The 15,895-nt window shown below is 28.0% G+C and carries 18 protein-coding genes; all 18 read right to left on the bottom strand.

What is annotated here, in order from left to right; genetic code table 4:
- Positions 1-46: 46 nt before the first annotated feature.
- Positions 47-1,849: a molecular chaperone DnaK gene (dnaK, locus tag SBIUS_RS01560; protein WP_162684749.1), complete on the bottom strand. Its 1,803-nt coding sequence runs from the start codon at positions 1,847-1,849 to the stop codon at positions 47-49.
- A 31-nt stretch (positions 1,850-1,880) separates the two neighbouring features.
- Positions 1,881-2,465 (bottom strand): nucleotide exchange factor GrpE, encoded by a 585-nt coding sequence (locus tag SBIUS_RS01555; RefSeq protein WP_162684748.1) that lies wholly within the window; start codon positions 2,463-2,465, stop codon positions 1,881-1,883.
- Positions 2,466-2,467: 2 nt separating this feature from the next.
- Positions 2,468-3,466 (bottom strand): heat-inducible transcriptional repressor HrcA, encoded by a 999-nt coding sequence (gene hrcA, locus SBIUS_RS01550; RefSeq protein ID WP_238988302.1) that lies wholly within the window; start codon positions 3,464-3,466, stop codon positions 2,468-2,470.
- 82 nt (positions 3,467-3,548) lie between these two features.
- On the bottom strand, positions 3,549-5,696 hold the full coding sequence (locus SBIUS_RS01545) for an ATP-dependent Clp protease ATP-binding subunit (protein WP_162684746.1): 2,148 nt from the start codon (positions 5,694-5,696) through the stop codon (positions 3,549-3,551).
- Positions 5,697-5,842: 146 nt separating this feature from the next.
- Positions 5,843-6,595: a hypothetical protein gene (locus tag SBIUS_RS01540; RefSeq protein WP_162684745.1), complete on the bottom strand. Its 753-nt coding sequence runs from the start codon at positions 6,593-6,595 to the stop codon at positions 5,843-5,845.
- A gap of 55 nt (positions 6,596-6,650) precedes the next feature.
- Positions 6,651-7,136: an isochorismatase family protein gene (locus SBIUS_RS01535; RefSeq protein WP_162684744.1), complete on the bottom strand. Its 486-nt coding sequence runs from the start codon at positions 7,134-7,136 to the stop codon at positions 6,651-6,653.
- A gap of 1 nt (position 7,137) precedes the next feature.
- Complete coding sequence (gene hemW, locus SBIUS_RS01530) at positions 7,138-8,250, bottom strand: radical SAM family heme chaperone HemW (RefSeq protein ID WP_162684743.1); 1,113 nt, start codon at positions 8,248-8,250, stop codon at positions 7,138-7,140.
- Positions 8,229-9,755, bottom strand: a complete 1,527-nt coding sequence (locus tag SBIUS_RS01525; RefSeq protein ID WP_162684742.1) for an MSC_0882 family membrane protein — start codon at positions 9,753-9,755, stop codon at positions 8,229-8,231. Before SBIUS_RS01525 ends, hemW begins: the two co-directional genes overlap by 22 nt.
- A 36-nt stretch (positions 9,756-9,791) precedes the next feature.
- Positions 9,792-10,064: a TIGR04561 family membrane protein gene (locus SBIUS_RS01520; RefSeq protein WP_162684741.1), complete on the bottom strand. Its 273-nt coding sequence runs from the start codon at positions 10,062-10,064 to the stop codon at positions 9,792-9,794.
- Between the two features lie 110 nt (positions 10,065-10,174).
- Positions 10,175-10,666, bottom strand: a complete 492-nt coding sequence (locus tag SBIUS_RS01515; protein ID WP_162684740.1) for a hypothetical protein — start codon at positions 10,664-10,666, stop codon at positions 10,175-10,177.
- 81 nt (positions 10,667-10,747) lie between these two features.
- Entirely contained in the window at positions 10,748-11,482 is a 735-nt protein-coding gene (nadE, locus tag SBIUS_RS01510) for an NAD(+) synthase (protein ID WP_370456490.1), read from the bottom strand.
- Positions 11,478-12,770 carry a GTPase ObgE gene (gene obgE / locus SBIUS_RS01505; RefSeq protein WP_162684738.1) on the bottom strand — a complete coding sequence of 431 codons (1,293 nt, stop codon included), beginning with the start codon at positions 12,768-12,770 and terminating at the stop codon, positions 11,478-11,480. Before obgE ends, nadE begins: the two co-directional genes overlap by 5 nt.
- 21 nt (positions 12,771-12,791) lie before the next feature.
- Positions 12,792-13,142 carry a hypothetical protein gene (locus tag SBIUS_RS01500; RefSeq protein WP_162684737.1) on the bottom strand — a complete coding sequence of 117 codons (351 nt, stop codon included), beginning with the start codon at positions 13,140-13,142 and terminating at the stop codon, positions 12,792-12,794.
- A gap of 19 nt (positions 13,143-13,161) precedes the next feature.
- On the bottom strand, positions 13,162-13,905 hold the full coding sequence (locus SBIUS_RS01495; protein ID WP_162684736.1) for a DUF3196 family protein: 744 nt from the start codon (positions 13,903-13,905) through the stop codon (positions 13,162-13,164).
- A 107-nt stretch (positions 13,906-14,012) separates the two neighbouring features.
- Positions 14,013-14,414: a 50S ribosomal protein L19 gene (gene rplS, locus SBIUS_RS01490; RefSeq protein WP_162684735.1), complete on the bottom strand. Its 402-nt coding sequence runs from the start codon at positions 14,412-14,414 to the stop codon at positions 14,013-14,015.
- Between the two features lie 2 nt (positions 14,415-14,416).
- Positions 14,417-15,148 carry a tRNA (guanosine(37)-N1)-methyltransferase TrmD gene (gene trmD, locus SBIUS_RS01485; protein ID WP_162684734.1) on the bottom strand — a complete coding sequence of 244 codons (732 nt, stop codon included), beginning with the start codon at positions 15,146-15,148 and terminating at the stop codon, positions 14,417-14,419.
- Positions 15,133-15,642: a ribosome maturation factor RimM gene (gene rimM / locus SBIUS_RS01480; RefSeq protein WP_162684733.1), complete on the bottom strand. Its 510-nt coding sequence runs from the start codon at positions 15,640-15,642 to the stop codon at positions 15,133-15,135. The genes trmD and rimM overlap by 16 nt, the downstream gene beginning before the upstream one ends.
- The gene (locus tag SBIUS_RS01475) at positions 15,635-15,895 is read right to left on the bottom strand and encodes a hypothetical protein (protein WP_162684732.1); all 261 of its coding nucleotides are present in this window, start codon (positions 15,893-15,895) and stop codon (positions 15,635-15,637) included. The genes rimM and SBIUS_RS01475 overlap by 8 nt, the downstream gene beginning before the upstream one ends.

The raw sequence follows: 15,895 nt of genomic DNA, 5'->3' as shown, positions 1-15,895 counted from the left end.
TTTTTCTATCTTTAAAAAACAACTATTGATTAGTTGTTTTTTAAAACTATTTAGATTCTTCATCTTTATTTTCGTCTTTAGCTTCTTCTTTAACTTCTTCAGCTGCACCAGCTTGTGCTTGTTGTGCTGCCATTTCTGAAGCCATTTTCATAGCTTGTTCTAATTCATTCATTTTTTTCTCTAAAGCATCATAATCTTCTTTAGCAATTAATTCACGAATTTCTTTTGCCATATCTTCAGATTGTTTTTTTTGCTCTTCATTCATTGATTCACCAGCTTCAGTCATTGATGATTCAATAATATTTAAGTAGCTTTCTGCTTTATTTTTTAATTCGATATTTTTACGTTTTTTGTTATCAGCTTCTTGGTTTTCCTCAGCTTCTTTTACCATTTTTTCAATTTCAGCATCACTTAAGCTTCCTGAGTTTGAAATTGTAATAGTTTTTTCTTCATTTGTATCTTTATCTTTTGCAGTAACAGATACAATACCGTTAACGTCAATTTTGAAAGTAACTTCAATTTGAGGTGTTCCTTTTGGAGCAGGTTTAATTCCTGATAATTGGAATTGTCCTAATGATTTGTTATCTGCTGCCATTGGTCTTTCACCTTGTAATACATTAATATCAACTGCTGGTTGGTTGTCAACTGCTGTTGAGAATACTTGTGATTTTTCTGTAGGAATTGTTGTATTTCTTTGAATTAATGGTGTCATAACTCCACCCATTGTTTCAATTCCTAATGTTAATGGTGTAACGTCTAATAATAAAACATCAGTTACGTCTCCAGCTAAAACTCCACCTTGGATAGCTGCCCCCATAGCAACAACTTCATCAGGGTTAATAGTTCTGTTTGGTTCTTTTCCTAATAATGATTTAACTAATTCTTGAACAGCAGGAATTCTTGTTGATCCTCCAACTAAAAGAACTTGGTCAATTTCAGTTGCTTTTAATTTTGCTTCTTTTAAAGCATCTTCAACTGGTTTTCTTGTTCTTTCAACTAAATCTTTAGACATTTTTTCAAATTCTGCTCTTGATAATTTAGTTGAGAAGTTAACTGGTCCATTTTCATTCATTGCGATAAATGGTAAGTTAATTTCTGTTTCTACTTGACTTGATAAGTTAATTTTTGCTTTTTCAGCTTCATCTTTAAATCTTTGTAAAGCCATTTTATCTTTTGATAAATCAATGTTGTGTTCTTTTTTGATTTCTTGTCCAATTCAGTCCATAATTTTTTGGTCGAAGTCATCTCCACCCAATTCATTATCTCCTGAAGTTGCTAAAACATCATAAGTTCCATCTGCTAATTCTAATAATGAAACGTCAAATGTTCCTCCACCCAAGTCATAAACTAAAACTTTCATTTCTTTGTCTTGTTTGTCAATACCATATGCTAATGCAGCTGCTGTAGGTTCGTTGATAATTCTTTCAACTTCTAATCCAGCAATTTTACCAGCATCTTTAGTTGCTTTTCTTTGTGCATCATTGAAGTAAGCAGGAACTGTAACTACAGCTTTTGTAATTTTTGATCCTATTTTATCTTCTGCATATTTTTTTAAGTATCTTAAAATTTCAGCTGAAATTTGTTCTGGTGTGTAATCTTTACCTTCTAAATTTCTTTTTTTGCTTGTTCCCATATCACGTTTGATTGAGATTGCAGTATTTGGGTTTGTAACTGATTGTCTTTTTGCAGCTCCCCCAACAATAATATCGCTATTTTTAAATGCTACAACTGATGGTGTAGTTCTTTGTCCTTCTGGGTTTTCAAGAACCATTGGTTGTCCACCCTCCATAATTGCTACACATGAGTTTGTAGTTCCTAAGTCAATTCCTATAATTCTTTCTTTTGCCATAATAATTTTCTCCTCTTAAATGCTTTCTATACTATTCTGCTACTTTTACAGCAGCATGTTTAATAACTCTGTCATGTAATTTATATCCATTTGAAACAACCACTGCTATTTTTCCTGTTTCAAATTCTTCTGATTTAACTTGTTCAATAGCTGAATGTAATTCTGGATTAAAATCATCTCCAGGTTTTACACTAACCATTGTTACACCAGCATTTGTTAATGCTTGATCTATTTGGTTAATTATCATTTCAAATCCCATTAAATAATTTTTTATTTCTGGATTATCTGGAGTTGATTTTAAAACTCCTCTAAACATATCTATTGCAGGGATAAGTTCTGAAGCTAATTTTTCTCCACCGTATTTTCTAACTAAAATACTTTCGTTTTGAAATCTTCTAACAGTATTTTGGTTATCAGCAACAGCTATCAATCTAGCTTCTTCTAATTTTGCATTTTCTTCTGTTAGAGCAACAAATTCAAGTTCCAACTTTTCAATATTTGAAAGTTCTTCAACTTTAGTTTCTTCTCCGTCTTTAACTTCTTTTTTTTCAATTTTTAACTCTTTTTTTATAGTTTCAAAAAGATTTAAAACTGATTTCATTTTTTCTTTTTCCATTATTATTCTCCTTCTAATAAAAACTTCTCTTCGATCTTATTACTTATTCATTCCAAAAGTTTTGAAACCTTATCGTATTCAATTCTTTTAGGACCAACTAGTGCTAAAGCACCTTTTCCCCCACCCTTTGTGGGGAAGTTAGTACCAATGACTGCAATATCGTCATTTTCATTTCCTGTTTCTAACCCAATAGCCACAGTTGTTTTATTTGTTTTGCTTTGATAATTGAATCAAGCAAAAGGAGAAGCGTTTTCAATAAATTCAATAATGTCTTTAATTTTATTTGGATCATTAAACTCAGGGTTTTCCAATAAATATTTAACTCCACTAGTTTTTGATTTATTTGAATCTGTATGAATCAATGCACCCACTAATGTTTGTAAAACAAACTCGTATTTTTTAACTTGTTGTTTTAAAACTGGTATCATTGCTTGTGATTTAGTCTCTATTTCAGATATTTTAGAATTTATTAACCTTTCATTAAATAAATCAATTGATAGTCTTAACTCTTCTAATGAAACTGATTCCAAATTAATTGTTTTATTTTGGATAGTTCCATTAGAAAGAACAAATATAACTATTGCCGACTTATTTGATATAGGTACTAATTCTACTTTTGAAAGTCTAACTTCATCATTTGTATCTGAAGTTGCAACCACTGTTGCCAACTTAGTCATTTCACTCAATATTGATGAAGTTTGATCTAAAATTTCATCAATAGTAGCTCCTCTTTTTTTAAAGATTTCATCTATTTGATATTTAATATCGTCAATATTATTTGATTCCATTAAGTTATCAACATAATATCTATAACCTTTTGTTGAAGGAACTCTTCCTGAAGAAGTATGGGCTTTTTCTAGAAAACCCTGTTCTTCTAAGGATGCTGATTCGTTTCTAATTGTTGCAGAAGATACTTCAATTGCTAAAACTTCTTGAATTCTTTTCGAACCAACAGGTGCAGCTGTTTTGATATATTCTTCAATTATTGATTTCAAAATCATGCTCTGACGTTGTGATAACAATTAAAACACCTCCATAACAATACATATCTAGTTTATCAATAGCACTCTTAATAATCAAGTGCTAATTTAATTTATTTGAAGTTGATATAACAAATTTGTCATCTTTAACATCTATTACATAATTTCTTTTTGGTTCAATTTCTCCACCAACAATAGCTCTTGCAATTAAAGTTTCAATGTTTCTTTCAATATATCTTTTAATAGGTCTTGCTCCATATAATTGATCATACCCTTCTTCTAGAATTTTCTTAATTGAAGCATCTGTGAAGTTTATGATGTATTCATTTGTAGACAGAACTCTTTCTTTTAATTCATCTAAAGTTTTTACAATAACTTCTTTTATAACTTCTTTTGATAAAGAATTAAAGTTAACAATATTGTCAATTCTGTTTAAAAATTCTGGTCTAAAGAATTTTTTCAAGTTTTCCATTAATACATCTTGGTCTACCAACTCAGAAGGAGTTGATATTAAGTAATCTGAACCAATATTTGATGTCATGATTATAATTGTATTTTTAAAGTCAATTGTTTTTCCTAAAGAGTCAGTAACTCTACCATCATCTAATATTTGTAAGAAAATATTAAACACATCTGGGTGAGCTTTTTCTACTTCATCAAATAGTAATATTGAGTATGGTGCTCTTCTAACTGCTTCAGTTAGTTTTCCACCTTCTTCATATCCAACATATCCTGGAGGAGAACCCAATAATTTAGAAACTGAATGTTTTTCCATGTATTCTGACATATCAAAACGTAACATTTTCTTTTCACTTCCAAATAAATTTCTTGCAAGTGATTTTGCAACTTCAGTTTTACCCACCCCAGTAGGTCCTAAAAATAAGAAACTACCTATTGGTTTGTTTGGATCTTTAATACCACTTCTACTTCTAATGATTGCATCAGATACAAGTTCAATTGCTTGATTTTGACCTTTTACCATCTTTTTAAGTTGAGTATTTAATCCTAAAAGTTTTTGTTTTTCACTTTCGATTAAGTTTTCCATTTCAATTCCAGTTCATCTAGAAACTATAGAAGCTATTTCACTTTCAGTAACTTCTTCAGAAATTAGTTTTTCTTTTTTACTATCAAGCGCAGTTTCCAATTGTTTTTCTAAAGCCGGTAAAAGTGAGTATTGAATTTCTCCAGCTCTTTGGTAATTTGCTTGTGCTTGTGCTTGTTCTAATTCAATTTTTAATGAGTCAATTGTTGATCTAAATTGATTTATTTTTTCAAGCGCACTTTTTTCTGCATTTCATTTTTCATTAAATTCAGATTGTTTTTGCTTTAAAGAAGTTAATTCTTTATCAGCTTGTTCTAATCTTTCTTGAGATTTTTCATCTTTTTCTTTAGAAAGAGCTGCTTTTTCAATCTCTAATTGCATAACTTTTCTGTCAATTTGATACAACTCTGTTGGAACAGAAGCTAATTCAGTTTTTATAGTAGCACTTGCTTCATCAACTAAATCTATAGCTTTGTCAGGCAAGAATCTATCTGAAATATATCTATCACTCAATTGAGCTGCTGCAACTAAAGCATTATCATGTATTCTAACTCCATGATATGTTTCAAAACGTTCTTTTAAACCTCTTAATATTGAAATTGTTTCTTCAATTGTTGGTTCACTTACAATAACTTTTTGAAATCTTCTTTCTAATGCAGCATCTTTTTCAATATATTCTCTATATTCTTTTAAAGTTGTAGCACCAATTACTTTGATACCACCTCTTGCAAGAGCTGGTTTTAGAAGGTTGGAAACATCCATTCCCCCTCCATTACCAGTTTTTCCAGCTCCAACTATTAAATGTAATTCATCTATGAAAAGTATTACTTGACCATCTTCTTTTTGTATTGCATTAACAATACCTTTTATTCTAGCTTCATAGTCACCTAAAAAACTAGCTCCAGCCATTACGCTTCCCATATCTAATTCAAGAATTCTTTTATCTTTAAGAACACTTGGAACATCACCCTTATTTATTCTTTGAGCCAAACCTTCAGCAATAGCTGTTTTACCAACTCCAGGTTCTCCGATAAGAACTGGGTTGTTTTTTGTTTTTCTACTCAATATTCTAATTACTCTCATAATTTCATCATCTCTACCGATGATGGGATCTATTTTTCCTTCTTTAGCGTCCTTTGTCAAATCTCTAGTATATTTACTTAAGATTTCTGGATCATTTAAAGGATCTGGTTTTTGTGTAAAATCCATAAAATTTCCTCCTTTGTATTAGCACTCTATCTATTCATTTGCTAATCAATAATATAATACATTTTGTTTTAGCAATGTCAATGATAAAGTGCTAATTTTATGATTTTTTTATAAGAAAAAAACACCTAAAATAGGTGCTTTTATTATTAATTTAGTTTTTTTCTAGATAAATTTTCTTCTACAAATATACAAAATAATTGCATAAATGTTGAATATGATAATTTAGCTTTTTCTTTTAAGTTAAGTTTTGAGTTACTTTTTATCATCTGAGATTGTAATAACATCATATTTAAAGGTAGATATTTAAAGATATCTGTTTTAATAGAGTTTTTTAAACTTACAAAATCTTCAATTTTATTTGATTTTAAAACTAAATTTAAAGTTGCTTTTTGATCAGCAGTTAAAGTTATAAAGTTTTCGTCATTTTCTTTAAAATCAAACAAAAGCAATAGTAACTTGTAATTAATTGGACTTTCTATTTTTTTAGATGTAATCTTTTGACTTTGATTTGCATCTAACTTTAGTCAAATGTTATGGTTATATCTTAATTGTGCTAAGAATACTTGTTTTAGCATAAATATTTTTTGAAGTATTTTAAGACCTTCGCCATTTTTAAATTTACTTGAGAAAAATGAGTTTGTTAGATAACATATTCTCTCTGTAATTTTTCATAGTGTATAGTTATTTTTAAAGTCTTTTTCAAGCTCTTTAACAACTTCTTTAAAACAGTTTTTCTTAATTGCACTTGTGAAAAGTTTATCATAGTCAGATTCTATTTTAATTTGAGGCTGATTTAAGAAGTTATATATAACATCTTTGAAATCTATGAACTCTTCACTATTTGTAATTTGTGAAAAGATTAGGTTATTTTCTTCCTTATTAATAATTTGTTTTAACATAATTTTCCTCCTTTTTTATTAATCGCTTTTTTACAAAAAAAATATAACTAAATAGTTATATTTTTTTTGATAAATCATAATTTATAAAACTTTCATATCCTTTTTTTATTGAATCATCATAAGTTGCTTGAACACAAACATCTAACGCCAATCCACATATTTCTAATTGTTTTATTTCTCTTTGCTTTAATCAAGAGTCAAGACCTGAATCCACATTTAATTCTTGAGCAACATAGAAAGCAGAATAACTATCATATTTTAGTTCTGTACCTTTTTTAATTATTAAATCAGCTTTTGAACTATCAACATAAAATTCTACTCCACTAGTTCCAACAAGACAATGTTCTCCCCACTCAGCAAAAGAAACATGATTACTTGGATGGAAATCTCCTGAAAAAATAACATAATCTTGATTTAATTTGTATTCTTCAATTTTTTCTAAAATACCTTGCTTTATTGTTTCTCCTTGAGATACATATAACTTACCTTTTGGATCTGCAAAATCAAATTGGTAGTCTACAACTATTAGTGCTTTTTTCATTCTATAAGAAATCTATTAATATCTCATTCAAGATATTAAATCCCCTTTCTGTACATCTAATTTTATTATCAACTATTTCTAAAAGATTATCTTTTATTTTTTCTTCTATTTTTTGTTTATAGAAATCATATATTTCTTTATTTATATCTAAAGATATATCTATTCCATCAACTAAACGAAGTCCCATCATAACTATTTGGAAGTAATAATCTTCTTTTGAAAGGTGTTCAAACTCTTTTTTGTAATTTAATATATTACCTTCATTTTTAGTTAAATAATATTCACCATCTATTTGTTCAAAACCAGTTGCTCCTATTCCAACACCTGCAAATAACGAGTTATTTCAATACGACATATTATGAATTGATTTATTTTTTTCTCCTAAAGAGTAGTTTGAAATTTCATATCTAATATAGCCCAATTCTTTTAAACCTTGATTTACTATTTCGTCAAAAAGTTCATCATTTTCAGGAACCTTCATATTTTTTCTTCCTCAAACAGATTTTTCTTTCATTATCAATGAATATCAAGATATGTGATCAGGTTTAAGTTCGTTAATGTAATTTAAATCAGTTTGGATGTTTTGTTTAGTTTGATCATATAAGTTATACATTAAATCAATACTTACATTTTCAAAACCAACTTCTCTAATTAATTTATATGCATTAATAGCTATAGAATTATCATGAATTCTTCCAATTTTCTTTAGAAGTTCATTATCAAAAGTTTGAACACCCATACTAATTCTGTTTATATTAAATTTTTTATATATTTCTAATTTTTCTCTAGTAACTGACTCTGGATTTAACTCTATTGAATATTCAAAATTAGGTTTGTTTGAGTATCTGTGTAAAAGAGAACACATTCTAGTAGTTTGTTCTTCGTTCAAACAACTTGGAGTTCCCCCTCCAATATAGATACTTTGAATTTCATCTAATTTATCTTCATATTCATTTAGTTCAAATTCTAATTTATCTAAATATTTTTCTATAACATTAGGATCTTGTGGCTTTTTAACTTTTACAAAATCACAATAAAAGCAAATATGTTCACAAAATGGAATGTGAACATATAAGCTATTAATTTTTCTATCTATTGTACTACTGGTCCTCATGGTCTAAGTGGTAAACCTCTTTTTTTTCTAATAATCAATCAAGGTATTACTATTACAAATAATAGAATTGCCATTGCTGTGAAGAAAATAATCATACAAACTTTATTTGCTTTTCTTCTAATTTCTTTAATTTCTTGTTGAGGAATTATTTCATATCCATAATATCCTATTATGTTATTTTTTCTTGTTCTTGTAGTTACTATGTTTAAAACATGAGCAATTAAAGTTACAAATAAAACTATTATGTTAGTTTGAATTTCTGAGTCTAATCTTTTTAGTTTTCCAATTTGTCAGAACAAGAAGTAAATTGGAGTTTCTTGTTCTCCTTCACTGATTTGGCTTTGTAATCCATACATTATTCCTAAAGTGATTGCTCCAAAAATATATATACAGAATGAAACTCAATTAACATAAACAGATCTTGAAATTAAACTTCTGTAATTTCTTGTTATAAAGTAAGGAACAGCTTCCTTACCAACCATTAATTCTCTTTCATATTTCTTAACATTTGAATATAAGAAACCAAAATCAGTAAGGCTTGTTCCAAAGAATCCAATAGCTACTATAAGCATTAGAATTGAAAAGAATGGGTACATTACTTGTTCTCTCTTAATTCCAATGTAAGTTCCTGCAGAACCAGCTTTATAGTAAATTGCCAACATTAAAGAAGCTGTGATAATACCAACCGCTCCAATTAAAAATACTAAAAATATTCTTAACTTTTCACTTCTTATTTCTTTTCCTATTTCTCTAGGAATTATGTTTGCTACCCTCATTCTTTCATTATAAGAACGTTGTTCGTATGGGTTATAGTTATTCGAACTAACTGGTGCATAATCTATTTCTGAATTGTATCCATATGGACCATTTTGGTTATAGAATTGGTTATTATTTGAAAAGTCATTATAACCATATTGCATATTGTTGTTTGGTACACTGTAATTTTCATATAATGGTTTATTATTGTAATTTTGATTAACTTGAATATTGTTGTTTGCCATATTTGGTGGGTAAACCATTCTGTTATATTCATTTTCATCTCTATAGTTTCCATAGTCAATGAATGCATTATTGTCAAAATCTAAATATTCTTGTTTTAAATTATTATTGTATTGGTTTTGATAATTATTAAAGTTATTTTGTCTTTGATATTGTTGTGGTTGATTGTGATGATTAGATACTGGTTGTGGATTTTGATATGCCATTTGATAGTTAGTTTGATTTCCCAAGTAACCTTTCATCATTATTTCTCCTGTTGTTTCGCTTCTTCCATATTGAGGCAATGACTGTGCTTGTTGGTAATAACTATTATCAAAGTTTTTATGTCTTGGTTTTATGTAACCTTCATTTTTATTTTCAATTAGATTTTTTTGATACATTGCTGTTTCATTTTGGTAATTTACATTTTGTTGAGCATTAGGATTGAACGCAAAATTTCCAACGTTTTGTTGGTTTTGATTTTCTATCGAATTTTCTTTTTTAAAAGGATTTAATAATCCACTCATAAAAAAAGCCCCCTTTTTTACGAGCATAAAAAGGTATTATTTTTTGCGTTCTCTTTGTATTTTTCTAACTTTAGCTATTTCTAGCTCAAAATCATTTCTTTGATCTTCAAACTTTTCAAGCCTTTTGAATTCGTTTGCAGATACTTCTTCTTTTTCGAAATAGAATTTTCTATTTTTTCTAAAGAGAATTAAAAAATATATAGTCAAAGAGATAATTGCAATTAAAGCAAAAACTATCAATACTGCAATCAAAGGAAGTTCAACGTTTAAAACCTTAAAAACTGTTTTACTGAATATTAATGCTTTCATAAAAATCACCTTTATTTTTAGCCCAACTGTAAATTACCCTATCTACAATCATATTTATAATAACATATTTATAAAAAAAACTAGATTTTTTTTAATCTAGTTTAATTTTTTTAATCTCAACTTGCAACTAATGCATCAATGATATCGTTTTTTCATTCTTCGATATCTAAGTCATTTACAAAGAAATCAATAAATTCATCTTTTAATGTAACTATTAAATTCATTGCAAAGTCATTTTGATCAATTTCTAATTCATTTAATTTTGCTAAAACTTCTTCAGGAAATTCTGGACTAAATGCAATTGACTGTACACAATCTTCGGCAAATAGTTCAGCATCTGATTCTTCTTGCAATGATCCCATCAATGCAGCATAAACCTCTTCTTCTCCTATTTCAGTTTCTTTAACTACTCTTGCAATTTCTTCAAGAGACTTTCCATCTAATTTTAATGGTTCGTAATTTTTTTCAATTTCTTCACCAAATAAAACAACTGCAAAGTATAAACTCATTCCAGCTATTAGTTCTTCAAACATTTTATCTGCTGTTTGGTCTTGTAAATTATCAATAAATTCACTTATTTTATTTGCTTGTAATTCTGTCATGTATACATTCTCCTTATTTCTCTAATTATCTAACAAAAAAGACCATTAATAAAAAAAAATTTAAATAAATTATTTAAACTTTTATCTAATATTTTTTGGCATTGGTGCGCCATTTCTTTTGTGTTCTGAAATTTTGTGTAAATGATCAACTCTTTGTTTTACTTCATCAGCAACAGGTTTACCGCTTATATAATCATCAATTAAATCATAGCTAAATCCTATTTCTGATTCATCTGTTTGATCTTCTCATAAACTAGCTGTTGGAGCTCTGTTTATGATTGATTCTGGAACTCCTAATATTTTAGCAGCTTCTCTTACTTCTCTTTTTAATAAATGTACTATCGGAAGTAAGTCAACTCCACCATCTCCAAATTTTGTAAAGTAACCAATATGTCATTCATCAGCATTATCAGTTCCTAAAACTAAGTAGTTGTGAGTTTGAGCCATTGAATATAAAATAGACATTCTAAGTCTTGCTTTTGTATTTGCCAGAGCTAATTTAGATTGTTCAATACCAGAGTCATTTAATGATTTTGAAATAACTTCAAATGTTTGACTTAAATCTACTGTTACATTTTTTAAGTCTAAATCATTAATTAATTCTGCTTTACATTTTTCATCCAATTCACTTGATTTACATGGCATTCAAACAGTTATATAGTCATTTGGAAAAGCTCTTTTAGCAAGTGCAGCTACAACCGCTGAATCAATTCCACCACTAATACCAACTACTAAACCTTTTTGATTTGATTTTTTAACTTCTTCTCTTAGTCATTCAACTAAATAATCTAAATATTCTTTTAATTCCATATTAATCCATTCACTCCAATTCTATATCGAATACTTTTACAATATCTCCTTGTTGAGCACCTTTTTCTCTAAGAATATTATAAACACCTAAATGTTTAAGTTTTTCATTAAATAAAAGTAAGTTGTCATAAGTTGATATTGGTGTTTTTTGATAAACTTTATAGACATCTTCTCCTTCGATTCTTCATCTACCATTTCCAAGGTTTTTAACTTGAATATCTTTCAAGTCACTTTCAAATGTATAAACTTTATAATCTTGAGGATTTTCATCTTTTATTTCTCAAAGAGGTATATCTTTAACCTCTTCTAAAGTTGAACCAATTTCTAAAAGCAATTGGTCAATGTTCATTTTATTTAATCCAGAAACTTCAATTATTTTTCTATCTTTATATTTTTCTTTAAAATATAAAACATTAATTTGAGCTTCATCAATATCCATTTTGTTTGCAACTATAATTTCCACTCTTTTTTCTAAATTATAGTTATATTCTATTAATTCTTTTCTAATTAATTCATAGTTTTTTATAACATCTTCTGTTGCATAGTTACCTGACATATCAATAACATGACAAATAATTTTACATCTTTCAATATGTCTTAAAAACTCATGTCCTAATCCTTTCCCTAAACTAGCTCCTTCAATTAAACCAGGTAGATCTGCTACAGTAAAAGTTCTTCCTTGTTTATCTCTTGAAACTCCAAGTTGTGGGTTTAAAGTTGTAAATGGATAGTCAGCAACTTGAGGTTTTGAATTAGAAATTGTTCTTAAAAGAGTTGACTTACCAGCATTTGGTAAACCCACGAACCCAACATCAGCTAAAACTTTTAGTTCAGCTTTAATGTTTATTTCTTGACCAGGATCTCCTGCTTCAAAAATTGTTGGAGCTTTGTTTCTAGAGTTAGCAAATCTAGCATTACCTCTTCCACCTTTTCCTCCACGAGCAACAACCTCTTCTTGGCCATCAGTTATGAAATCATATAATAATTCATTTGTGTCTGCATCATATATTATAGTTCCTACAGGAACTTTGATATATGTGTCTTTTCCATTTTTTCCGTGCATGTTTTTGATGTCACCTTTGTAACCATCTTCTGCACTATAAAATTTTTGTAATTTTAAATCTAGCAATGATGACTTTCCTTCGTCAGCAATAAAGATAACATCTCCACCTTTACCACCATCTCCACCATTGGGTCCACCATTAGCTACATAAAGTTCATGACGAAAAGAGACAGCTCCATCTCCACCTTTACCTGATTTAATATTAAAATGTGCTAAGTCTACAAATTTCATGAACTTCTTACTCCTTAAAAACTATTCTTCTTGTCCAGATACTGAAATTGAGATTTCTCCCTCAATCAATTGATCGTGACAGTTATAACATAAAAATGTTGGCATACCAATTGATGCGTTGTAATCATCTAATTCTTGTCATGCATCTATTTGTGGTTCTATCATTTCATTAAGTTCTTCATCATCAATTTCAGGATCTTCTGCCAGAATTTCTTCTGCAACTTGACCTAAAGTTTTTGGTGCTTTTTCATCAACAAAATCTATTTCGTCAATTCCACAAACCGAACATGTAACTCCAAATAATTGCATCATTACATTTTTAGGATCAACGTATTTTACAAAATCTTCTTCTGTGAAAGTTGTTTTTATCATAATTTTTTCCCCTTTTCTTTTATATAATATTATTCAACTCATTTAATAATAACATTGTATTATCTTTATTAAAATCTAATTTTAATTCTAAGTTAGTATCAAATTCTATACCAAGTGAATTTGATGCTTTCATAATTATTGCAATTGCCAAATCATTTAAACTATATGTTTCAAAGTTAAAGATTGGAAAACTATAGTAAAAATATGTGCTCGCAATATGTTGGCAAATAGCAAATAAGCTTGGATTTACATCATAGACTAGTTGCTCTATTTTTAATTCAATATCTTTTAGAATATCTTGAGCTTCACTCAATTTATATTTAGAAGGATTTAAAGAAATACTTTTCTCATTTTTTTCAATAACTATTTCTTGATCAATTCCTTGTTCTATTAAAACCATAAATAGAAATGTTTTATATTCAGGTTTTATTTCTTTATCTATTAAATATTCTTTTAGTTCTTCTATTATTAATCTTGCATTTAATCCCCTAAGAGCATCAAAAGCCATTAAATGAATATCTTGATCCATTTTTTTAGACATTATCTCCAATACTTTATCTGTATTTCAATTATTAAAATTGTTCTCATTAAAGTTAAGTTTTTCCATTAAAGATTTTTCTAAATTTGCCAATTGATCTTCAAAATCTTGAGGAACATAAGGAGCACTCAACTCTTCACCAACTATTTTTAATGCTTGTTCAAAATCATTATTATTAATTGATTCATTAATCTTTTCCATTATTTCTTCATAATAATTTTTCATACAAACACCTCTTAACAAAGTATATTTTACCTTTTTTTAGCAATTTATTTATAATCAAAACAAAGAAAAATCTCTCTTTTGAGAGATTTTTTCAAACGCTGGTTAAATTATTTTTTAACTGCTTTTTTAACTGAAGAAGCATCTTTTGTTTTGTTGTTGATAACTTCTTTAATACGTGCAGCTTTACCTGATAATTTTCTAATGTAGTAAATTCTAGCTCTTCTTACACGTCCACGTTTAATGATTTCAATTGATTCAATAATTGGTGAATGAACTGGGAAAGTTCTTTCAACAAAAACACCATTTGAGTTTTTTCTTACACAAACTGAGTATGAAATTCCACTTCCTTGAGTTTTAATAACAACACCCTCGAATGCTTGGATACGGTATTTTTCTCCCTCTTTAATTTTTACATTAACTTTAATAGTATCTCCTGATGTAAAGTTTGGAAGACTATCGTTTAATTGTTCATCAATTAAAGCTTTTGTGTTTTTTGTTAACATATTCATAATTAATTATCTCCTTTCATTTTTTTTAAATTTTCAATAAATTCTAAATCTGTGTTTGATAATTTACTTTTTTCTAAAAGATCTGGTCTTTTATTAAAAGTATTTCTTAATCTACCTTCTTGGCGATATTTTTCAACATTTGCATGATGACCACTTGTTAAAACTTCTGGCACAGTTTTACCTCTAAACTCTATTGGCTTTGTGTAAACCGGATGATCTAGAAGGTTATTTTCAAAACTGTCGTTTAGATGAGAATCTTTTGCTATCACTCCATCCAATAACCTTGTTATTGAATCTAGTACAACAATACTTGCTATCTCTCCACCAGTAAGAACATAATCTCCAATAGATAATTCTAAATCTACATAGTCTAGAATTCTCTCATCAAAACCCTCATAATGACCACAAATTAATATTATGTGCTCATATTTTATAGCATATTCTCTTGCCAAGTTTTGATTCCAAGTTTTACCTTGTGGACTTGTCAAAACAACTAAACTGTTTTGTTGTTTGCAACTCTCAATAGCATTAACCACTGGTTCGACCATTAGAACCATACCTTTTCCTCCACCAAATTGATAATCATCAACTTGATTGTGTTTTAGATTAGTGTGATTTCTAAGATCTATAACTTCAACTTCTATACTATTTTTATCTATAGCTCTTTTTATGATCGACTCTGATATGTAAGAATTAATTAAATTTGGAAATAAAGTTATTATTGAGAACTTCAATTTGATAAAACCTCAATTTCTTTTAAATATATTTTTTCATTTTCTTCATCAATTTCTTTTATATAGAAATCAACGCAAGGAACTCATATATTTTCATTTTCATATTTAATTTTAATTAAATCATGTGCTCCATTGAACATTTCTTCAATAACTTTTCCATAAGATTTGTTATTAACAAAGCATTCAAATCCAACATAACTAAATTCTTCAACAATGAATTCAGAATCTTTTTTAACATAAACTGTGTTATTAACTAACTTTTGAGCTTTTTCAATAGTATCTATATCTTCTAAAGCTATAATGTGTTTTTTATTTAAAAAGTATGATTTTTCAACTTCAAACACATCAAGGTTTTTTGAACTATTTTCTAAAAAGAACTGTTCTTTTTGGATTTCTCCATCCAGAATTAAGTTATCTTCAATTTTAAACTTCAATTCACCTTTTAAACCATGAGTTGCAACAATTTTTCCTATTTTTTTTAGATTATTAAGCATATAACTCTAATACCTCTAAATCTATGACTATTTTTTTAGAAAAATTTGATATTTCCGAATTACACATATTTATAACAGAATTAATTAAGCCTCCAGATTTTTTAGATTTAAAAATATCTAGATCCTTTTCTTCTACTATCATTATGAATTCGTAAGTTTGATCTGTTTCGTATTTTTCTTTAAAGACATATTTAATGTCTTTTGGAATAACGTTATCAAACAATCTTTCAAATGTTTTAAAAATATCTTGCAT

The sequence above is a fragment of the Spiroplasma sp. BIUS-1 genome (genome assembly GCF_010365805.1).
Taxonomy (GTDB): Bacteria; Bacillota_I; Bacilli_A; order Mycoplasmatales; family Mycoplasmataceae; genus Spiroplasma_A.
This window is presented reverse-complemented; position numbering and strand designations above follow the sequence as displayed.